Origin of the sequence: Vibrio echinoideorum (assembly GCF_024347455.1) — a bacterium.
Taxonomy (GTDB): Bacteria; Pseudomonadota; Gammaproteobacteria; order Enterobacterales; family Vibrionaceae; genus Vibrio; species Vibrio echinoideorum.
In genome coordinates this window covers 238,970-261,030 of record NZ_AP025484.1, presented here as the reverse complement: position 1 = coordinate 261,030, position 22,061 = coordinate 238,970, and the positions used below count along the sequence as shown (strand labels likewise).

Genomic DNA, 22,061 nt, shown 5'->3' with positions numbered 1-22,061 from the left:
GGCTTACACCTTACTCAACCTCACATCAGATAGCTTTAGTGAAACTATTAAATGAAGAGTAATCATTAACATTTTACATAAGATATCATAACAATTATTTTATAAAGCTTAGGTTGTCTGTTTTGCGATAATAGAAAGTGACCCCACCGACAGAAACGTGATTAGTTTATCAATAAGCCCTTAAATTATACGAATAGTACTCTCAATCAATCAGGGAAAATCTTTGATTATTTAATAAGTTAAGGTTTAGAGATCTAAAAAATCGCACAAGCTTTCACTGATGCGATTTCATTTATTATGTCATGTCCATCAACTAGCCGAAACTGAACGATCTTAGATAATGATCATCCCATCTCGATAAGTTAAAGCTGGCGTAACATCTTGCCCAAGTAACACCGGACCATCAAGGTCGACAATCTCAGATTGAACCGCAATAGGTAGTGCTGCGCGCATCGCCAATGAGGTGCCGAGCATGCAACCAGACATCAGAGTAAAGCCAAGCTTTTGAGCTTGTTCAGCAAGTACCAAGGCTTCGGTCAAACCACCGGTTTTATCTAGCTTGATGTTAACCATCTCATACTTGCCTAACAACGATGAAAGTTGCGAAGTGGTATGACAGCTTTCATCAGCACAAAGTGGAATCGGGTGCTTGATGTGTGCCAATGATGCATCATGCTGTTGTGGCAGAGGCTGTTCGATCATAGCAATATCAAATTCAGTCAGTTGGTTAAACAATTCTTCGAGATTCAACCCTGTCCACGCTTCATTGGCATCCAATACAATTGTCACACCTTCCGCAACTTCTCGGACTGCGCGAACACGCTCCACCACTTGCTCACCATCAAGTTTCACTTTCAGCAGTTTTGCGCCGTTTGCGACATAATCTCGCGCTTGGGTCGCCATCGCTTCTGGCGTACCAATTGAGACAGTCATCGCGGTGATGATTTGCGTTGGCAGCTCAAACAGGCTATTCGGGAAGACCTGGTCATGTTGTTTGGCTTCAAGTTCCCAAAGCGCACAATCGACAGCATTTCGCGCTGCCCCTCCAGTCAATAAAGACTGAAGATGATCTCTTAGCTCTGCGGAATCGGTAATGCCTCGCTCAAACATCGCTTCAAGCGCACTAGACGCTTGTTGGATTTGTGCTAACACAGACTCCGACGACTCACCATATCGTGGGTAGGGGGTACATTCCCCTTGAGCTTGTTTGCCGTCGTGTTCGATGTGAACACGAACAACATGACACTCTGTTCGGCTGCCGCGAGAGATGCGAAACGGCGTTTGCATCGCGATAGTAATGGGTTCTGCTGTAATCTTCATAATTTCACTCGGTTGATGTTCGCTTTAACAAATGGAAACGTAGAAATGATGAAGTCGCAAATGATTCGTAATGTGTTGTACACCAAAACGCACAGGGTCCGTCACGGGTACTTGATATAGTGTGGTCCATTCTTGGCACAATGCCGCAGCATCTTCAACGCTAATCGACGAGGTGTTCAAACAGATACCAAATAGTTTCGCATCTGGGTTAGTCAATCGCGCCGCTTGCAAGTTAGCTTCAATAGTCTGTTCAATACTTGGCAGTTGCGCGTGTGGCAGATTGCGAATATGTGGCCTTCCAACTTCATGGCACAATACCAAGGCATCGGCTTGCGCGCCATGTAAAAGGCCCAAACTTACACCAGCAAAAGACGGATTGAACAATGAACCTTGCCCTTCAATGATATCCCAATCATGGTCGGTAAAATCGGGGCTAATCGCTTCAACCGCGCCAGAGATAAAATCTGCGACGACGGCATCAATCGAAATACCGCAGCCTTCAATCAAAATACCTGTCTGCCCTGTCGCTTTAAACTGAGCTGATGTACCCGCTTCTTTAAGCGACTTTTCAATGGCTAATGCCGAGAACATTTTACCGACTGAACAATCCGTTCCGACCGTAAGAAGACGCTTACCTTGACGAGGCTTACCGTTGCCTACCTTGAGATCACCTTCAAAATGGCGTACATCATGAAGCTTAGTCAATCCTTGTTGCTGCATGTCAGCAAGCGGTGAAAATTCACTCAATCGTTGGTGCATGCCAGATGCAATCTCAAATCCCATTTCTGCAGCTGCCATTAAGGTTGACTGCCATGAGTCAGGAATAACGCCACCAGAGTTTGCCGTGCCAATCACTAGCGTTTTCGCCCCCTGCGCTTGCGTCTCTTGCAACGTCATGTCCGTTAAGCCGAGTGAAACGGTATCGCCAGTTAAACGCAGTTGGCCTAGACAGATTTCTGGTCGCCATTTGTGAATACCGCGAGCTGTTTTTGCGGCGAGTGGGTCAGTAACATCCCCAAGAAAAAGAAGGTAAGGTTGAGCGATAGACATGAGCGTTCCTAATTAATAAGTCCTTGTATGGATTTACTTTAATTAAGAAATTGGTAGCTGCCGAATACCTATTTATGGCGAGCCTATAACCTTAAGTTATAGGGTGAGTATGGCTCTTCAATGAAGCGATAAATTGCTTAACGGAAATCGACTGAGGGGTGTGCTCTGCGCAAAGCATCGATACCGAGAATGGTATATCCGGCTGTAGTGACAACACACAAACCGAGTCGTCATTTTGATACTGCCCCGCCGTCCACGGATCCACAATCGCAAACCCTGCTTGGTGCTTCACCAGTTCCGCAGCCGCGCTGTATCCACGTACAGATATCGGATGGTGATAATGCGCATCTCGCGCAATAAGGCTTTGATGTAACAGCAGCCCTAATGGGTCACGGCTATCGAGCCCGATGATTGGCAACGGATAATTGATCAGATCATCGAGGGTTAATTCGACGGGTAAATGATCAACCGTATTGGAAGGAGCCAAAACCTTGAGTGATTCGGTTAAGAGCGTTTCATTTAGTATGGCAGGCGGCGCTTCATCGCCAAACGTGATAGCGATATCTAACTCATGTTTTAACAGCCCTGCACAGAGTTCATCGCGGTTGGCAGTCAGTAACTCAAAAGAGAGCTCTTGCTCACGAGACATTTTGGCAATCACTGGCGTAAGTAATTTGGTCGCCAGAATCGGTGGTGCACCAATACGCAGGTGCTGATGGCCTTGCTTGACTTTGTTGGTCAAAGAACGAAATTGACCCAGTTGTTGGTAGACTTTCTCCGCTTCCGGTAACAAAGTTTTCGCTTCAACTGTTGGTACTAAGCGCCCTTTAACACGCTCGAATAAACCGAAGCCGAGTTGTTGCTCTGTGTGCGCCAGAATACGCGTCACGTTAGGTTGTGACACATGCAGATTACGTGCGGCTCCAGATACGGTGCCAGTTTGCATGATGGCGTAAAAGACTTCCAACTGTCTTAGGTTCAAATCAATGTCCTTTTGGGTTCACTTAACTATTTAACTGTTTAACTGTTTAACTATTTAATCACTTATCTAATCAGCTATCTAATCCGTTACCTGAGCGAGTTTATTTTAATAACGCTTCTATCTTAGGTTGGAGAATCTCAGCCCAAACTTGATAAGCCTTGGCATTCAAATGCAAGTCATCACAACTGTATTCATTGGATAGTAATTGATTCGGTGCTAGCACACGGTTTACATCCAAAAACTCGATATCATGTTGTTGGCAATAAGCCTGTAGTCTTTTATTGAGTTCTGAAACTTGAGGATTCAACCCTTGTAGTTTATTGCCTACGTGCAGCGTTGATTGAACAAGAACAGTAATACCTTGAGCTCTCCATGTTGTCAGTATCTCAACATAGTTTTGGTAGATATGATCAACGCTGTAACCTTGTGCAAGATCGTTAATTCCCGCCATAAAACACACCAGCTTTGGCTTCACGTTCAACGTGGTATCAATACGGCGCAACATGCCCGTTGTGGTATCGCCCGCAAGGCCACGGTTGACCATTGAGACATCACGGAAAATATCCGCCCACGGAGCCCATTCAGTGATCGAATCACCAAACACGACTAGATCCGCTTTTGGCGAAAAATGACGGTGATTATCTGATGTCATGATGTAGCGACTCATGCTGTGGCCTCGCTGTTGAATCTCAGACTGGATTGCGACCGATTCGAGGATTTCACTATCAGACGTGGTGCTATCGAATTGAGCCAATAATCCTTCAATGTGAGGCTTGAAAGGGCTAAGACGAGTATTCAATTGATGCTGTTCTTTAAGGGAAGATAATCGCTCTAATAAAGCATATAAAGAGTGGTTTTGACCGACTTCTTGGAATAACTGGTATAAATCGAGGACAGGATTTTGTTGTAGCGCGGCAAGTAATTGCTTGTCTTCCATGGTGTTATCTAACCCTTCAATTATCTGGTGGTGAACTCAGATAATATCCGATTGCATGAGGGATAGATAACACTAGAAGCGGAGAATTACTTTTCTTTGACTAATAAGTGGTTGCGATTATCACGGCTTTTCTTAATCAGCTCGTTGCTCTCGTCCATTTCATCCGATTTCGCAAGGCGATCATAAAGTAGCACGTTGACCGTCGCAGCTAAATTCATACAGCCTACCGTTGGTACATACACAACGTGATCGGCTCTATCTGCCACATCTTGAGAAATAGAACCGTCTTCAGGGCCAAAGATATAGATAGCATTTTCTGGATGTTTAAAACGCGGCAATGGCGTTGCGCCTTCTGCTAGTTCCACACACACAATTTGTGTTTCTGTATCAAGGTTATCTAAAAATGACTCGACACTAGTCAGCGGAATAGTGCGCGTTGCACTCTTAGTATCGGTATGGAATTTAGCGGCTTTTTCGTAGCGTTGCCCTGTGTATTTAACTTCGTCGACTTGGTAACAACCAGCCGCACGCATAACAGCACCAACATTCGTCGGGCTCTTTGGGTTAGTTAAACCAATAGTCACATGGCTTTTGTTCATGAATTTTCTCACTTAACGAATAGACATAGCAGGGTGCTACAAAGCGTCGCATTCTAACAAAGCAACGTCCAATTCAAAAGCACATAAACGATCCTCATAGTTATGCGCACTGCCCTTGATTACATAGGCCTGCGAGCAATAAAACAGAACCACCTTCATATTTACAAAACAAATGCCATTTAGGGTAACAATTAAACAACAAGTTCATTTACATTTTGAAACCACATTAATAATCTGTTGAAAACTGCATTGGACAATCGCACAGGAACCGTGACATGACCCTAACCATCAAGAATCGCCTCTATATTCTCTCCTTTATACCCTTGTTGCTAATGGCGATCGGGATGATGAGCGTGACTTATATGAAGAGCACCGAGCTAACGGCTCAGCAAGTAGAATCGACGCGTAGCAATATGATGACGATGAAAGAAAAGGAACTCAAAGCGTATCTCCAAATGGCCTACTCTTCGATAAGCCCATTTTTGGACAGAGGGGCAACGCTTGAAGAAGCTCTACCAACACTAAGAACATTAGAATATGGCGAATCTGGCTATATTTTTGGTTATGACTCTAAAGGTGTCCGAGTTGTTGTTGGGCAAAGTAACGATGGCATTGGTAACAACTACTTCGACCTACAAGACAAGAAAGGTAACTACTTAATCCGCGACCTCATTAAGAACTCCAAATTGGGTGAATTCACGACTTACTATTTCCCAAAACCGGGGCAATCTGTCGCGCTACCAAAGCTAAGCTACTCAGTATTTGTTCCACAGTGGGACTTAATGCTTGGTACTGGCTTCTATACCGATGATATCGATGCTGTTATTGCAGAAATGAAAGAGAGCTCGAATGTCGCTCTACAAAGCTCATTAACTGCTATCGCAATTTTCTGTGGATTGATTGCTCTTGTCGTTGCTGTATTCGCTGTTGCTGTTAATCGTACGATCATGCAGCCACTTGAGCAGTTTGACCGTTCGATTAGCGCCTTTGCTAGTGGTGAAGCCGATTTAACCGCACGAATGGAAGCGTTCAAAGCACCAGAGTTCACTAAGCTCAGCGAAAACTTCAATGCCTTCGTTGCTAGCCTGCAAACCATCATTCGTAGCGTAAGTGATGTGGGCCAGCAAGTCGTATCAGAAACCAGCAGCATGTCTTCTCGCGCCGCACAGGTTGACGAGATTGCCACAGGCCAACGTGAAGAAACAGAACAGGTCGCGACGGCAATGACCGAGATGACCACAACGGCACAAGAGATTTCAAGCAATGCAAGCCAAGCAGCAGACTCAGCCAAACAAGCGGAAAACAACGCCAAAGAAGCTCAACAGATTGTTAATGCGGCTGCAAACTCGGTTGCAGGCCTTGCCAGCGAAGTATCAGAAGCGAACACTGTGGTATCTAGACTTGAAGGTGATGTACAAAACATCTCGTCTTCACTGACAGTCATTCAAGATATTGCAGAGCAAACCAACTTGTTAGCACTGAATGCAGCGATTGAAGCCGCACGTGCTGGTGAGCAAGGACGTGGATTTGCGGTGGTAGCGGATGAGGTACGTAAACTGGCAAGTCGTACTCAAGAAAGTACGGGCGATATTCACAAAATGATTCAACAGCTAAAAGCCGCTTCAGATGCCGCCGTAAAGGCCATGGATTCGAGCCAAAATCGAAGTGCTCAAACCGTAGAAGAAGCGAATGCCGCTGCTGCAGCACTGGCGAAAATTCAGGCGTCGATTGATACCATCATGGACATGAACTCGCTTATTGCAACCGCGACTGAACAACAAAACATTGTAGGCCAAGAGATATCACAACGTATTGTCGTGATTTCAGATCAAAGCTCACAATCGGCATCACTGGCGAATCAAAACCGTACAGGTAGCCAGAACCTAAACAGCCGCGCGAATGAGCTTTACCACTTAGTGGATCGCTTCACGGTTTAATACATTTTCAGTCTAGTTAATAACAAGCAAACGCTACTTAACTATAAAATTTTTCGCACTACATAAAAACGGGCTTCAGAATCACGATTCTGAAGCCCGTTTTTTATTCCAATGATATATTGATACAGTAAACTCGTTGAGTCGAACTAAAGTCAAACTCCTGCCTTAGCGCAACCTTGATTCAGTGGGCAATGTTCACACTTGGGCTTTGGGTTACAAAACTGCTGGCCGTGCTCTACCAATAAACCATGATAGTAAGCATACCTTTGTGTATCCAACGGAATCACACTCTCCATCAAAGCTCGGAATTTCTCATACGATTTAGGGACATCAAGCCCGTTGCGAGTGAAGATCCTTCTTGCGTATGCATCAATCACAAAAGAAGGTTTACCTATCGCGTACACCAGAATCGCGTCAGCCGTTTCACCGCCGATTCCTTTGACTTCCAGTAACTCTTTTCGCAGCTGATCTTTGTCCTGCTTACGAACCACCGACATATCGTATTGGTACTTCGAAAACCATTCCGTCACTGCCTTTAACTTAATGGCTTTCTGATTGTAGTAACCGCTAGAACGAATCTTTTGGGCAAGCTCATCAATATCCATCATAGCAACGGCTTTCGGATTACAGTCTTCTCCAAGGTTATCTATCGCCTTCTCTGCATTCTTCCAATTGGTGTTCTGAACCAAAATAGCGCCAAGCATTACCTGGTAAGGAGCATCCGTTTGCCACCAATCAAAATAGCCATAGTGCTGCTCAAGTGTATCGAACACTCTGAGCATCAAGTCGTTTGGACTGATTGCATTACGGTGGCTTGGCGTCATAGAACTAATCCAGTTGCTCAGATAGGAAATCGACTAATAAGCGAACCTTTGAAGACAAGTTACGGTTCTGAGGATAAAGCGCCCAGATCCCCTCTTTGTCGTCTCGGTAATCCGATAGCACCTCAACCAACTCTCCACAATCAAGGTCTTCACTCACGTAGTACTCTGGTAATTGCACCAAGCCAATGCTCTGCTTCGCTGCATCCAGCAAGGCTAGACCACTGTTACACCTAATACGCCCGTTGACACGAACCGAACGAGGGCGATTATTCTCTTTGAAACGCCAATGTTCAAAACCACCCACTAAACATTGATGATTGCTCAACTCAGAAAGCGTATGCGGCTCACCATAACGTTCAATGTACTCAGGGCTGGCACATACATAGAGTTGTCGTTGAGACAGCTTCTTGGCCACGAGGCTTGAATCTTCTAATCGGCCAAGGCGAATCGCCACATCAACGCCAGAATCGATAAGGTCGAGCTTTTGGTTGGTCAGCATCAACTCAAGTTCTACCTGCGGGTGAAGCTTTAAAAATTGATGGAGTATTGGGGCTAGTTGACGCTCACCATAGGTCACAGGTGCGGTCACTTTGAGCAAACCTTTGGGTGTAGATTGCATCTGGGTTACTGCTAACTCTGCAATTTCTAAGCCTTCTACCAACAACTTACATTGCTGATAATAGAGTTGGCCAGCTTCTGTTAGGGAAACCTTACGAGTCGTTCGATTGAGTAGTTTCACAGCTAAGCGCTCTTCAAGATTCGCCACTCTGCGACTGATTTGAGCCACAGACGTAGCAAGCTTCTGCGCTGCACCTGTAAAACTTTCACGCTCTGCTACTGCAACAAACTCACTGACCCCTTCCCAATTAGCCATACCTTTACCTTATTCTGAACGATGGTTACCCATACAGTGTATTGAAGTTATAAATCAGTGTCACTGGCTTGCTATGCTCTGTGCATAAATCTTCACCATCTACAATCGCTCAAAATCATTCCAACCAAGCCCTGACATTTCTCAATATTCCTCACCGAACACTAACAAATTTAGCATTCCCTCTGACACTCATCTTACCACTTCATTGGTATGTTAGTTCTGTACCGGAACACAGGTACTTCAACAAAGTAAGGTACTCCTATGAAAAAATTAATCATACTTGCATCAACTCTTGTACTCAGCACGACAGCGTTTGCAGCAACCAAAACAACGATTCAAGAAACAACGCTAAAATCTGATACATTTGTTACTGAAGCGGAAGCATACGATGCAGGAACAAACCTTATGGATGAGCTAAGCGCAAAGACACCTTTTGAGCTTTCTAGAGAACTGCCACAGTTCCAACAAACAACAAAATACGATTCGTTCAAGATTGATGACGCGAATATGGAAGTGAAAAAAATCACTAACATGAGTGGCGACATCCATTACCAAGCGAATGTAAAAGTTGACTACCGTTACACATACAAAGACGGTCGCAGCAGCTAACCCAGACTTATTGACTAGATCGGCAAAGCACATTGCGTGTCTAAAATGAAAGCCTGTATCTCAACAAAAAAGTCCGTATATAAAAAGAAAGCCCGCACTCATAGAGTGCGGGCTTTTTGATTTATTCTTCTTTAGCTATTTTTTTCTGACAATTCGGTTTGATCAATCTATTTCGATTCTCGCTACTCATGACAGGTTGACGACCAAACCACGACCTTGTTCGCCTGCGCGCGCCGCTTCAATCACAATTTTACTCTTAATTGAGAGGTTGTTGATACTCATAAGGGGGTTTATAACCACACAGTAAATAGGGACGCGCGCATAATATACAGTATCAATTTAAAAGCTAGCTAAAAGTTTGTGAGCCTAGTCGCATAGCAAACGTTACCCTTGAATCAACTGTCGAATACTTAACCAAACGTCAACTTGAAAAAGATCTGAAGAAAGCAAATATCGCACTTATTTACCCTAGACATGCTCAAACACTGGAGAAGTATTGGAAATAGCACCATAATGTACGGCTCAAAAGTAAATAGGTATGAACATGAAAATTTGTGGTGTTGAAATCAAAGGTAACGATGCAGTCATCTGTCTTCTTTCTCTGTCAGATGGTGTATTTAATATCCCTGATTGCCGAGTTTCTAAGGTTGCGATTAGCGACGCAAACGACACGCAGAATATGAAAGACTTTCAATTCTCTTTTGCAAAGTTGATGGAAGATTACCAAGTAGACAAAGTTGTGATTCGTCAACGCCAAACAAAAGGCAAATTTGCTGGCGGTGGCTTTGGCTTCAAACTAGAAGCAGCAATTCAACTGATCGACGGCCTAGACGTAACAGTTGTATCACCTGCTGACATCAAAGAGAGCCTAAAGCGCAATCCTCTTATGATGAAGTTTAAAGAAACTGGCCTTAAGCAATACCAAGAAGCACCGTTTACAACGGCTTACGCTTGCTTGATGCAGCGCTAGTTCATAGACGAAAAAAATGATCCAAACGAAAAGAGCCTGAATATTCAGGCTCTTTTTTCATATCTATCATGTCAGTTTTAGGCCTAACACTTCTCGTTCAGCCTATATCCAATAGCTGAAGCTATATGTTTGCTCACTATTAACGGTTAAGCGATTCTCAGCGATTCAATGCAGCGTGTCTTCGAGACTTGAATAGCTCTGGCTTTTTGACCACCAAATATACCGCAGCGGCCGACAGAGCAAACCCCATTGCGCCATAGATATCGAACGATTCACCGAAGATAAGCCAAGCTTGAATAGCTGTCGTCGGTGGAACCAAGTAAAACACCGACGCCACACTTGAAGATGCACCGTGCTCTACCATGTAAAGCAGCAAAAGGATGGCAACACAAGACAGAACCACCACCAGCCAAATCAGCGTTAGCGTGAATTCTACAGTCCAGTTCACTTGCATAGTTTCGTAACGCATTGCGAACGGTAGAAACAACGCAGCAGAAGCCAAGTATTGCACCATCGCGCCGCCGACCATATCTGTCCCCTGACAGAAACGCTTCTGATACAGAGTGCCGCAGGTAATACCCACCAAAGAAACCAAACACAATAACGTTGCCAGGCCTTTTTGGTCGTCTGACTGCCATTCAATATTGCCCATCAACACCAAGCTAATACCCGCAAAACCGAGCGCTAATCCTAGCCATTGTGCGAAGTTAAACCGCTGTGAAGTACAGCTGATCATAATCAAGGCAGTCAGAATCGGTTGTAAGCCAACCAGTAGAGAACTTAACCCGGCAGGCATACCCATATCAATCGCCAGATAGGTGCCACCAAGATAAAAACCATGAATCAAGATGCCAACCACACAAGCGTGGAAGAATGCGCGACCACGAGGGATACGACGCTTAAGGATTGCAATCAAAACCAAGAACAGCGCTACGTTGGCCACCATCCTCAGTGAGAGTAACGTTGCGGGTTCGGCATATTCCACACCAAGACGTGCGCCAACAAAGCCTGACGACCACAATATTACAAACACGAACGGAATCATTTTAATCAGCATTACAAACCTCTGGTCAACTCTTCATCAATGCTGTTACCTTAGTTGGGTACAGATAACTAATAAAGACACAGATATAACACTTTAAATGGTTACAGATTGAGAGTGAGCAACGAGGGAGAAAAACGTGGAAGCAGAACTCAGCGGCAATAAATATCTTGCTACCGAACAACATATTAAGGCTCAAATTGATAAAGGGCTCTTTCACCCAGACGATCGTCTTCCCTCAATCCGTCAACTAAGCGAACAGCTTGGCGTAAGTAAAAATACCGTGATTCGCGCCTATCAAGAACTCGAAGCAACGGGTTGGGTTTACTCGGTACCTAAATCTGGCTATCGCGTGAAAGCGCCCAATACCACCAGCTGGGATTCATCGAGCCAACCTCAAAAAGTGGACCTCTTATCTGTCACCAAATCGGTACTCTCTCGCCCGAAAGGTCGTCTGAAACTGTTGGCAGGTTCTGCGCACCCGAACATAAACAACCCTGCGATTCGTAGCTTGTATGCCGAGATTGGCCGCCACAGTCGATTACAAACTCAATTGCCTGGGTATTACCAATTACCTCCCGGCGACGAGCAATTAGTAAAGCAATTATTAAAGATCACCCATGATCTAGGCGTGCCTGCGGGATCGAAAGAGATTGCGATTACTCATGGCGCTCAACAGGCGATCAGTTTGGCACTACGTGCGCTCACCAAGCCCGGTGACATCGTGGCGGTCGAGTCGCCCTGTTATTTCGGTAATCTACTTTTACTTGAATCACTTGGCTTGCAAGCCCTTGAAATCCCAAGCAGCGTTAGCCACGGTATTGATATCCCATCACTACAGAGTGCGTTGGACAAATGGGAAGTGAAAACCTTACTGCTAACGCCAAACTTTACTAACCCAACCGGCTCAAGAATGCCATTGGCGAATCGAAAAGCATTACTGGAGATCACCGGATCTTTACCAATTATCGAAGACGATGTGTTCGGTAGCTTGGCGTTCGATACACCAATCGCTAGCCTCAAAGAGCTTGATGACCAAGATAGAGTCATCTACGTCAACTCACTGTCTAAAACCTTAGACTCACGCTTGCGAATCGGTTGGTTATTGTCGGGGCGCTACCAACCTTTGGTCGAAAAGTACCTTTTATGCGACAACATGGGCAGCTCAAACCTGATGCAATCCGCTGTGGGGCAATTCCTCACAACAGGAAAATACCGCAGTCACCTTTCGAAAATGAAACGACTCTACCAAACCAACCAAAAGCAGTTTCAAAGCTTGTTAATACAAGCATTGGATAGCTATCCTCATCTTGAAGGGCGTTATCATTTATCGAAGCCAGAAGGCTCTTTTTTAAACTGGATAACATTGCCTGAGTCGGTCGATAGTTATGCCGTCTACCAAGATTGTTTAAAGCACAAGTTAGGGATTTTACCCGGTACTGTGTTTGGGACGAATGACCAATATAAACACTGCTTGCGCTTCACTGTCGCCAATATTGAAGAGAGCAAAGAGTGGAAAGAAGGAGTTGTGACATTAGCGAAGATAATCGCTAAGCATACGTGCTAAATGTCGCGAGACCTAGCTAAACTCATAGAATTGGCGTTAACAAGCTTTGACCTTATTAACATTTTCAACAGCAAAGATTCGCTAAACTCGCAGCCTTTCTATGCCTAGCGGAGTTCGACGTGGCAACTATCAAAGATGTAGCGGCACTTGCCGGAGTTTCAACAGCAACCGTTTCACGAGTAATGAACCGTACCTGCTATGTCGAACCTATCACGTTGGAGCGCGTAGAACGTGCAATCAAAGAACTCAACTACCACCGAGATGCACGTGCCACGGCTTTAGCAAGTCGAAGTAGCAACACGTTAGGCTTATTGACTGGCAACTTAGCTGACCCTTTCTTTGCGCTTGTTGCCAAGAGCGTTGAAGAAGTCGCGAGAACAAACGGATACCAGCTGGTTGTGGTGAGTGGCGGACACAATGCTCAGCGAGAGAAAGAAGGCCTCGACTTCCTAATCAGCCAAGGCTGTGAGGCAATGGTGGTTCACTCGAAAATGCTCGATGACGTGACCTTACTTCGCTACTCCTCTCAACTGCCAGCAATGGTGCTACTCAATCGCACTATTGCTCAGATATCAAATCGCTCAGTGTGGGTAGACAACAAACTCGGGTCTCAAGTCTCGGTGCAACATTTGATTACACTCGGACATCGAAAAATTGCCTATGTCTCGAGCGACCTTCCAATCCAAGATAGAACAGACCGTTTGCAAGGCTACCAAGAAGCCATGAAAGCGGCCAATATCGAAATACAATCAAACTGGATCATCAACCAAAACTTTAGTGAATCAGGTGGTGAAGCTGCAGGCGACATCTTGGTAAGCCAATGCCCAGAGGTCACAGCCGCCGTCACCTTTAATGATGTTATGGCAGCCGGATTAATGACGAGCTTACAAGATCAAGGTATCTCGGTTCCCAACGATATTTCAGTCATCGGCTTTGATGATGTTTTACTCGCTCGCTACCTTTACCCTCGGTTAACCACCATGCACAACCCTATCGACGAGATGTCGACTTATGCGGCTAACCTTGCCATAAAACTTAAAGCCGCAGGATACGCGCCTCCCAAGCAACATAAATTCGAAGCGACATTGGTTGAAAGGCAGACCGTTAAGACAATCAAGCGCTAAAATTAGACAAAACGTGACCGAAATCTCATGTACGAACCTCATGTAACCGCTTAAATGAAAACAATATTGAAGTCGCACTTTCATTGTTAGAGCCCACTTATTATCCATTCCGAACAAACCCTACATTCACCTGAGGACAACAAATATGAATAACTCAAAGCCTCTACCATCGTTCGGATTAGCATTAGCGCCTATAGCCGTTATGTTTGCGCTGCTTGCTATTGGATACGGTGTTTTAGGACTTCGCATTGAAGTTCTACTACTGATTTCTGCAACTTTCACTGCATGCATTGCTTGGAAAATGGGCTATAACTGGGATGACATCATCAACGCCATTGTTGAGAAACTGGCTAAAGCCATGCCCGTCATTTTGATTTTAGTTTCCGTAGGCGGCCTCATTGCCAGCTGGATGATCAGCGGCACCATCCCATACATGGTTTACTGGGGGCTTAAAGTCATCAGTGCTGAATACATCCTGATCGCCGCATTCTTCGTAACTTCTATCGTCTCGGTATGTACTGGTACTTCATGGGGTTCTGCAGGTACAGTTGGTGTTGCATTGATGGGTGTCGCCGCAGGCTTAGATGTGTCACTTGCTGCTGCCGCAGGTGCTGTTGTCTCCGGTGCTTACTTTGGCGACAAGATCTCGCCTCTTTCTGATTCAACAAACTTTGCGCCTGTCGTTTCAGGCACCACACTTTACGAACACATTCAGCACATGCTTTACACTACGCTGCCTGGTTTTGTGATTGCTTCAGTTGTCTTCTTCTTTGCAGGACAAAGCGCTGATGTGGCAAACATTGGTCAGCCAGAGAAAGTAACGCAAATCCTTGCAGGGCTAGATAGCCTTTATAACTTCAGCATTTTCCTTATCATCCCACCAATTATGATCCTTTGGGGAGCATTAACTAAGAAACCCGTTCTACCACTGATGTTAGGAGCTTCAGCGCTAGCGATTGTACTGGGTATGGTTTTACAAGGTTTCTCACTACAACAAGGCTTCCAAGCTTATGTTGACGGCTTCAATGTCTCATTGTTCGAAGCAAAAGGAACAGCGATCGATGCGCTAATCCCAGACGTATCAAAACTGCTTAACCGTGGTGGCCTGTTCTCAATGATGAGCACCATTCTACTGGTTTTCTGTGCCTTCTCTTTTGCAGGTATCTTAAGCCTGACGGGCGCGTTAAATGTAGTACTGGGTCGTTTCCTGCACCTTATCCACTCAACAGGTCAACTTATCGCATCAACCGTTATTGCAACCATCACCGTTGTATTCACGACCTCTGACGGCAAATTAGCACTTCTTATCCCTGGTGAACTGTTCCAGAACGCTTACCGCAAGATGGGACTCGACACTAAAAATCTATCTAGAACCATCGAAGATGCAGGCACAATCATCGAACCACTGGTTCCTTGGACTGCTGCAGGTATTTACATGGCGAGTACGCTAGGTGTTGCAACGCTAGATTACCTACCTTGGGCAATCCAATGTTACACCGGGGTCATTTTCGCTCTGATTTATGGTTTCACTGGATTTGGTATCGCACGTGCAAAGCCAGAACAAGCAGAAGACACGCTACAAACTTCTACTATTAACAACGCTGCACCCGCTAACAACGCAAAATAAGGCTCGCTTCCTATGCATTCTTTCGACAATACGATTAACCGCCGAAACACAGGATCGGTAAAGTGGGACTTTATGGAGCAGAAGCTTGGCTTAGAAGGCGCCGATTTACTGCCAATGTGGGTGTCTGACTATGATTTCCAAGCACCTCAACTAGTATTAGATCGCTTAGCTCAAGATATCTCGCATGGTATTTTTGGTTACTCAGAACGTCAGGATAACTACTACCAAGCCGCGATCGATTGGTTTAGAAACCAACATCGAACAGAAATCAAACGAGAGTGGATCACCACGGTACATGGCGTACTTCCTGGTATCGCGATGGCACTGCAAATGCTCACGGAAAAGAACGATCAAATCGTTATTCAAAGTCCTGGCTACGGTTCATTTCGTAAGATCATCGAACTGAATGATCGTAAGGTGTTAAACAACCCGTTGATAGAATCAGAAGGTCATTACCAGCTTGATTTTGCACATTTGGAAGACTGCTTTGCGAGTGGCGCCAAAGCGTTGATTTTCTGCAACCCACACAACCCAACCGGTAGAGCCTGGGACGAGCAAGAGATCATGCAAATTGCCGAGCTTTGCCAGAAACACAATGTGTGGTTGATCAGTGATGAAATTTGGAGCGACCTAACGCTAACACCTAATGTATTCCATTCGACGTTAAGCTTGCCAAGTTCGCTAACCGACAAACTTATTGTGGCGACCGCGGCCAGTAAAACATTTGGTTTGTCATCATTGAGAATCTCAAACTTCATCATTCCAAATTCGGAGTTGAAGGAGCAGTTTGTTCGCCGTTTGGATGCTCATGGCATGGATTGCTTCAACAGCCTATCCATGTCTGCAGCGACCACAGCATACCAAGAGTGTGATACTTGGCTAGCGGACTTAAAGCAATACTTGCAAGGTAACATCGAAACGCTGCATGGATTCTTGAAAGCAGAACTACCTCATATTCGTTTCACTAAACCCGAAGCGACATATCTTGCATGGCTAGATTGCCGTGCAATGAAACTAAGTGATACTGAGCTTGAGCAAAAACTCATTGCAGCCGGCATTGTACCGAGTATGGGTTGTGCCTTTGGCGAAGAAGGTTCAGGGTTTATTCGCTTGAATCTAGGATGTCCTGCAGAAGTATTAGCAGACGCTTTGGTACGACTTAAAGTAGCATTAGTTGTAGATAAGTAAGTAACTAGAAATCGTAACCCGCTCCAAACAACAAAGCCCCACTCTACTGAGTGGGGCTTTCATCATTATCATATCTAGCTTAATTAAGAGCAATTAACCTTGCCAAGCGAACTGTTCAAATACTTTGTCTACTGGCGTTTTGGCAACGCGGTTTACGTAGTTGCTGATTACTTTCTGAGACAAGCCAAGAATCACTTCTAACACCTGTTGCTGACCATAGCCCGCTTCGAAAAATGCGGCCATTTCACTTTCAGGTACATTGCCGCGGTTGCGTACCATGCTCAGCGTAAAGTCATGCAGTGCTTGCAGCTTTTCAGTAGGTAGAGCCGTGCGATTACGAAGTGCTTCGGTGATTACAGGATCAACCTTCATTGAATGTGCAATGCCAGTGTGTGCAGGAACACAGTAGTGACATTCGTGTTCAACGTTAATGGTTTGCCAAACAACCGTTAGCTCTTCAGCATCGAAAGATGAGTCACTAAACGCCTGGTGAAGCTGAGTGTAAGCCTTAAGTGTGTTTGGAGATTCAGCCAATACACCAAATAAGCCCGGTACTCTGCCCATTTGCTTTATAGCACCTTCAAGAATAGGTTGGCTTTGCTCTGGCGCTGATTCTACTGAATGAATTTTGAAGTTGCTCATTGTTTTATCCCTATCAATTTATGATTCTAAAGTTATTCAATCACGGAGCAATTAATCATTATTCTCCGTTGGTGTGACAACAATATAGATCAAATTAGAACGATCGTTCAGGTGTTATTTTGAACATTCGTTCAATTTCAGTCTATTTATCGAATAAACAATTAAGAAAAACCGATTTTATTTTGAGGGGCCAACCCTAACCCCATGATTAAAAATAGAAAACCCGCCAGGTATCAACTGGCGAGCTCGCTTATAAGTCTGCATTCTTATTTCAATCAACGATCGATGCTAATGGCACAAGCCTTCAGAACATCTAATCTCATCACAAGGTTAGACACTTTTCCCTTCAAATTGGTAAAGCTCTCTGAGCGTGTCTTTTAACCATAGAACGATGGGATTGTAAGCATTGCGTTTGTGCCAAATCATAGTGAACGGGATCAGCAGCTTTTTGACATTTTCTTCATCTAAAGGGATGGGTAGACAAGTAAGATTAGGGTGGAGTTGTTCAACGTAACGTCGACAGTAATTCGGCGCAACGGTAGTCATGGTGTGGTTTGATTGAGCTGTCATAAATAACGACTGCTCAAAACCAGCTAAAGTCAGTACGATATTTCGGTCTAGTTGTAGGTCAGTAAGCACTTCATCTAGCGCCCATGTTTCACTTTTCTCCCACACAATATTGATGTGGGGGTATTTAAGGAAAGCCTCAAGATTCCACTCTTCTTTCAAGGCGGGATGATCTTTTCTCAAATACACAACCGGCAAGTCGTGGAACAGAACCTCGAAGTCGATGAAATAAGGTAGTGAGTCTAGGGATTCTTTCGAACGTGGATGGCTTTCTCTCCCTGAAAATCCAATATCCGATTCGCCACGTACGATGGAATCTATCGAATCGTAGTCCCAGTTACGCATTTTGATTTTCGCGTTGGGGTAACGTTGAGACACGCTTTGCGTCAACTCGTTAAGCATGATCAGAGATAAAGGAGACTCCGCCTCTAGATTCAAACGCACATCTTTTGGCGCTTCGTCACCACGAGTCGTCAGTATTTGGCTTCCAATCTGCAGCCAGTCTTGAAGATCTTTTACCATGCTCAGTGCAAGTGGCGTTGGCGTTAATCCCCTTGGCGTTTTCACAAACAAAGGATCATCAAACCAATCTCTAAGCTTGGTGAGTGATTTACTCACAGTAGAAGGCGTGACGTTCAGCTTTTTCGCAGCTTTTGAAACACTCTGCTCCTGCAGAAGCAATTGCAGAGTGAACAACAGGTTCAGATCAAGACGGGCTAGTGGCTTCTTCATAATCACTTTTAACTTGAGAGGGACCTACCCATAGTATTAGAGCAATACTGATAACTCCACCAACAGCTAGTATAAATGCCAACATATTCAATGCACTTAGCCCAATAATGCCCATAAACCAAATAAACAATGCCGACGTACATATTTGAGAAACACCAAGAATCGAACTAGCCACACCTGCCCGCTGCGAATAACAGCTCAATGCTTGGCTCATCGCGACACCAAAGCCTAACGAGAATCCGCCACACACGAAAGCGAAGCCTGTTAATGTCACGTAATGTCCTAATCCACCATCCATCGAGGCTATTAACAAAATAGCAGCCACAATGAAGCACGTTTGAGAGGTCAGCATTAAGCTTTTCTGCTTAAACACATTCAATGCAAATGGGGCTGAAAATGACACCAACATGCTCACCAAGGCGGTTAATGCCATGGTGTAAGAGTACTGACCTCTATCGAAGCCAAGCTCTGTCATAATCAACAGTGGAGAGACATTCACATAAGTGAGAATTGTGGTCACGCCGAAACTGGTCATGATCACTCGGCTAATAAACAACGGCTCTTTAAACGTTTCGATTGAAGTCGAATGTAGGGTTACAGGTTTCTCAGGTAAGCGCGATTTCTCAGAGAGAGAGGCTTTGGCTAACCCATTATCTTTGATGTTGAGCTTAGTCTCTCTTAGCACCAACACAGACAATAAGCACACCACTACACCCATGCCCGCCATGGTCGTGAACAAACTCGGCCACGGGTAAACCGTCATGATTAGATGACCAATCACAGGCGCGAGTACCGGAACGATGCAAGTTATGCCATTTAACATCGACAGCACCTTGGCACGCCTTTTATCGTCTAAGACATCTCGTAAGATGGCGAACGCCACTACATAACAAGATCCAGCACCAACACCTTGGAAAAAACGCACAATAAGAAACGGCTCAGCACTGCTAACAACCCCGCCCAAGATCGACGAGAGAGTAAAAACAATTGCACCGAAAATGGCGACGGGCTTCCTCCCTACGCTATCGGCAAATTTACCCGCGAACAACATAGTCGTTGCCATACCGGCCAGATAGATAGAAAACGCGGCATGGAGCTGAGCCTCAGAGGCATTTAAGTCCGCGGCGATTTGAGGTAACCCAACCAAATACAGATCAATGGCCGTTGGATACAAAAGCACAAGTGCGAAACTACAAAATAGAAAACGATACATAACACCCCCACATAATTGATGTGAGGATAATAAGAGCGAAATGCAAAACTACCGAGTGGCATCTACGACAACAGATCTTTCCATTTACGACAAACCCCCACGCTCTCCTAAGAAGTCTATTGATTGGAGCTCATCAAATGAGCTGTGCTAGATATAAAAATCCGACAGAGATTCACTAAATAAGCAAGATTTGGACTGAGTTTTTCTGAAATAAAGGCATGTCTTAATCAGAGGTGCAGTGCGAGTTATTGAACGTCGATTAATTTACAAAGGTTATCAAAATGCTAAAACAATTCACCTGCCTAACACCTAATTAATCCAACCATACTCCTCGCAAATTGCTTCGTAACTTTTTTAGAAAAATTCAAAATTTATTAGAAATTAACCCCTAACTTTACTGAGTAATTTGTTAGTCTTGGCAACAAATATTTACAATCCAACTAAAAATTATTTGGATACTTCGAGGTTGTTTTCTTGAATATGAAATTATTCGGCAGTTCCCTAATCCTTTCAGGGACTGCATTAGGTGCAGGCATGCTGGCCATTCCGATGGTATTGGCTCAATTTGGTTTCATGATCAGCTCAGTACTGATGCTACTTATCTTTATCGGCACCACCTACTCTGCGCTTCTACTAGCGGAAGCGTGTACAAAAACGAAAGACAACAGTGGCATGAGCAGCGTTGCTTACTTAACGCTTGGCAGTAAAGGTAAACACTTTATCAATGCACTCTTTTACCTGTTGCTGGTATGCATGCTGATCGCTTATATCTTGGGTGTCGGTGACATTATTCACAAGCTACTGCTCGACGTTGGTGTCGATGTGTCTACATCGGTTGCCTATACCATTTTCAGCCTATTGATGGGTGTGATTGTGGTGGCGGGTAAGTCGTATATCGACAAATTAAATCGCGGTTTATTCATCATGATGGTGGTGATGCTGCTTATTGTGATTGCCTCTTTGTTTAGTAATATTCGTCTTGATTACCTGACTCAAACCAGCAAATACACCGCTAATGATGTGGTGCAATACAGCGCGGTTATCTTTACCAGTTTTGCCTCTATGGTGGTGATCCCGTCACTGGTTATCTACAACCGAGAAGCGACTCAAAAGCAGATCCGCAATATGATTCTGCTTGGTTCAGTGATTCCATTAATTTGCTACCTAACTTGGTTGTTCGCAATTATTGGCAACCTTGGCACAGACGCGATCAGTCAGTTCCACAATATCTCTGAGTTGATCTCTGCGTTCAGCGGCCAATCTGCTTGGTTGAAAGTGGTGATTGCGCTGTTCTCAGCACTGGCATTGGTAACCTCTTTCCTTGGTGTGTCGATGGCGCTTTACGACCAAAACAAAGATGCGGTGACCAACAACAAAGCGTTGGCTTATGCGTTGACCTTCATCTTACCTTTGGCATTAGCAGAGCTGTTCGCTAGCCAGTTTGTCAGCATGCTGGATTACGCAGGGATGGTATTGGTGTTCCTAGCTATCTGGGGACCACTTGCAATGGTGGTTAAGGTTCGTAGACCTGACTTCCCTCACCTACAAACCGAAGGCAGCTATACTGCAGCCGGTGGCGACACGGCACTTATCGCAACATTTGGTTTTGGTGCGTTGATTTTTATCTCTTGGTTTATGGGTTAATTCTCAAACTAATACAATATCAAGTGACCATTTCAACGGTAGTCGATACCAAAAAGCCCGTGAGCATTACTCTGGATTAGCAATGACCGCTAATTAGTAGTAAAGGCTTATGGGCTTTTCATTTTCTGATTATCATTGCCGAGAACTAAAAGCCCTCTCTCATTTGGTCAAGTTACCAAGCAATTGCTCACACTGTGCTTTTAATGATTTAAGCTCATCTTCGTTCATCTTGGAGAGACACAGCATTTCGACTGGCACGGTTTGCGCTTGTTCTTTGAGATCGACCCCTGCAGGTGTCAACGTGATAACTCGAACTCGTTCATCTTCAGCACTGCGAGTTCTAAGCACATAACCTTTCGCTTCCAAACGCTTGAGTAGTGGCGTCAAGGTACCAGAATCTAAATGCGTTTTTGCGCCTAGCGCTTTGACATTTATCTCTTTTTCTTCCCAAAGCACCATCATCACAATGTACTGCAAGTAAGTAAGATCAAGCGCTTTCAGTAAAGGTTGATACGCCCTACTCATTGCATTCGACGCACTATACAACGCAAAACACACCTGATTATCCAGCTTTAGATAGTCATCTTGGTCGCTCATGATCACCTCACCAATA

Annotated in this window: 20 protein-coding genes; 8 read left to right on the top strand and 12 right to left on the bottom strand. The window is 44.7% G+C overall.

What is annotated here, in order from left to right:
- Positions 1 to 333 precede the first annotated feature (333 nt).
- The 5 genes from dgcA to OCV36_RS17410 form a co-directional block, all read right to left on the bottom strand.
- A complete protein-coding gene (gene dgcA / locus OCV36_RS17430) occupies positions 334 to 1,320 on the bottom strand; it encodes an N-acetyl-D-Glu racemase DgcA (RefSeq protein WP_135457069.1) in 987 nt (328 codons plus the stop codon).
- Positions 1,321 to 1,344: 24 nt separating this feature from the next.
- Positions 1,345 to 2,370 carry an N-acetyltransferase DgcN gene (dgcN, locus tag OCV36_RS17425; protein ID WP_135457067.1) on the bottom strand — a complete coding sequence of 342 codons (1,026 nt, stop codon included), beginning with the start codon at positions 2,368 to 2,370 and terminating at the stop codon, positions 1,345 to 1,347.
- 91 nt (positions 2,371 to 2,461) lie between these two features.
- Positions 2,462 to 3,352 carry a LysR family transcriptional regulator gene (locus OCV36_RS17420; protein ID WP_135457065.1) on the bottom strand — a complete coding sequence of 297 codons (891 nt, stop codon included), beginning with the start codon at positions 3,350 to 3,352 and terminating at the stop codon, positions 2,462 to 2,464.
- Positions 3,353 to 3,452: 100 nt separating this feature from the next.
- Entirely contained in the window at positions 3,453 to 4,289 is an 837-nt protein-coding gene (locus tag OCV36_RS17415; RefSeq protein ID WP_135457063.1) for an SGNH/GDSL hydrolase family protein, read from the bottom strand.
- 86 nt (positions 4,290 to 4,375) lie between these two features.
- The gene (locus tag OCV36_RS17410; RefSeq protein WP_017076500.1) at positions 4,376 to 4,888 is read right to left on the bottom strand and encodes an RNA methyltransferase; all 513 of its coding nucleotides are present in this window, start codon (positions 4,886 to 4,888) and stop codon (positions 4,376 to 4,378) included.
- Positions 4,889 to 5,163: 275 nt separating this feature from the next.
- On the opposite strand from OCV36_RS17410, the gene OCV36_RS17405 reads away from it, so the two are divergent.
- A complete protein-coding gene (locus OCV36_RS17405; protein ID WP_135457062.1) occupies positions 5,164 to 6,825 on the top strand; it encodes a methyl-accepting chemotaxis protein in 1,662 nt (553 codons plus the stop codon).
- 152 nt (positions 6,826 to 6,977) lie between these two features.
- Here OCV36_RS17405 and OCV36_RS17400 read toward each other — a convergent pair whose 3' ends face one another.
- Positions 6,978 to 7,649, bottom strand: coding sequence for an endonuclease III domain-containing protein (locus OCV36_RS17400; protein ID WP_135457060.1), 672 nt, complete (start codon positions 7,647 to 7,649; stop codon positions 6,978 to 6,980).
- 4 nt (positions 7,650 to 7,653) lie between these two features.
- Entirely contained in the window at positions 7,654 to 8,523 is an 870-nt protein-coding gene (locus tag OCV36_RS17395) for a LysR family transcriptional regulator (RefSeq protein ID WP_017076503.1), read from the bottom strand.
- Positions 8,524 to 8,784: 261 nt separating this feature from the next.
- On the opposite strand from OCV36_RS17395, the gene OCV36_RS17390 reads away from it, so the two are divergent.
- Complete coding sequence (locus OCV36_RS17390) at positions 8,785 to 9,132, top strand: DUF3316 domain-containing protein (protein ID WP_017076504.1); 348 nt, start codon at positions 8,785 to 8,787, stop codon at positions 9,130 to 9,132.
- Positions 9,133 to 9,676: 544 nt separating this feature from the next.
- On the top strand, positions 9,677 to 10,102 hold the full coding sequence (locus OCV36_RS17385) for a DUF3010 family protein (RefSeq protein WP_010432976.1): 426 nt from the start codon (positions 9,677 to 9,679) through the stop codon (positions 10,100 to 10,102).
- Between the two features lie 157 nt (positions 10,103 to 10,259).
- Here the strand turns inward: OCV36_RS17385 and OCV36_RS17380 are convergent, their stop codons facing one another.
- A complete protein-coding gene (locus OCV36_RS17380; RefSeq protein ID WP_135457058.1) occupies positions 10,260 to 11,159 on the bottom strand; it encodes a DMT family transporter in 900 nt (299 codons plus the stop codon).
- A gap of 124 nt (positions 11,160 to 11,283) precedes the next feature.
- On the opposite strand from OCV36_RS17380, the gene OCV36_RS17375 reads away from it, so the two are divergent.
- The 4 genes from OCV36_RS17375 to OCV36_RS17360 all read left to right on the top strand — a co-directional run bounded on the left by OCV36_RS17375 (position 11,284) and on the right by OCV36_RS17360 (position 16,650).
- Positions 11,284 to 12,711 carry an aminotransferase-like domain-containing protein gene (locus tag OCV36_RS17375; RefSeq protein ID WP_135457056.1) on the top strand — a complete coding sequence of 476 codons (1,428 nt, stop codon included), beginning with the start codon at positions 11,284 to 11,286 and terminating at the stop codon, positions 12,709 to 12,711.
- A 119-nt stretch (positions 12,712 to 12,830) separates the two neighbouring features.
- Entirely contained in the window at positions 12,831 to 13,835 is a 1,005-nt protein-coding gene (locus OCV36_RS17370) for a LacI family DNA-binding transcriptional regulator (protein ID WP_135457054.1), read from the top strand.
- A gap of 145 nt (positions 13,836 to 13,980) precedes the next feature.
- A complete protein-coding gene (gene nhaC / locus OCV36_RS17365) occupies positions 13,981 to 15,462 on the top strand; it encodes a Na+/H+ antiporter NhaC (RefSeq protein WP_135457052.1) in 1,482 nt (493 codons plus the stop codon).
- Positions 15,463 to 15,474: 12 nt separating this feature from the next.
- Entirely contained in the window at positions 15,475 to 16,650 is a 1,176-nt protein-coding gene (locus tag OCV36_RS17360) for a MalY/PatB family protein (RefSeq protein WP_135457050.1), read from the top strand.
- A gap of 93 nt (positions 16,651 to 16,743) precedes the next feature.
- Here the strand turns inward: OCV36_RS17360 and OCV36_RS17355 are convergent, their stop codons facing one another.
- The 3 genes from OCV36_RS17355 to OCV36_RS17345 form a co-directional block, all read right to left on the bottom strand.
- A complete protein-coding gene (locus OCV36_RS17355) occupies positions 16,744 to 17,292 on the bottom strand; it encodes a carboxymuconolactone decarboxylase family protein (protein WP_135457048.1) in 549 nt (182 codons plus the stop codon).
- Positions 17,293 to 17,622: 330 nt separating this feature from the next.
- Positions 17,623 to 18,591 (bottom strand): HTH-type transcriptional regulator YidZ, encoded by a 969-nt coding sequence (yidZ, locus tag OCV36_RS17350; protein ID WP_004732954.1) that lies wholly within the window; start codon positions 18,589 to 18,591, stop codon positions 17,623 to 17,625.
- Entirely contained in the window at positions 18,566 to 19,804 is a 1,239-nt protein-coding gene (locus OCV36_RS17345) for an MFS transporter (RefSeq protein ID WP_102547581.1), read from the bottom strand. The genes yidZ and OCV36_RS17345 overlap by 26 nt, the downstream gene beginning before the upstream one ends.
- 480 nt (positions 19,805 to 20,284) lie before the next feature.
- Between OCV36_RS17345 and OCV36_RS17340 the strand changes: the two genes are divergently transcribed.
- Positions 20,285 to 21,448, top strand: a complete 1,164-nt coding sequence (locus OCV36_RS17340; RefSeq protein WP_135457116.1) for an amino acid permease — start codon at positions 20,285 to 20,287, stop codon at positions 21,446 to 21,448.
- Between the two features lie 159 nt (positions 21,449 to 21,607).
- On the opposite strand, the gene OCV36_RS17335 is transcribed toward OCV36_RS17340, so the two are convergent.
- Positions 21,608 to 22,045, bottom strand: a complete 438-nt coding sequence (locus OCV36_RS17335; protein ID WP_171312141.1) for a MarR family winged helix-turn-helix transcriptional regulator — start codon at positions 22,043 to 22,045, stop codon at positions 21,608 to 21,610.
- Positions 22,046 to 22,061 lie beyond the last annotated feature (16 nt).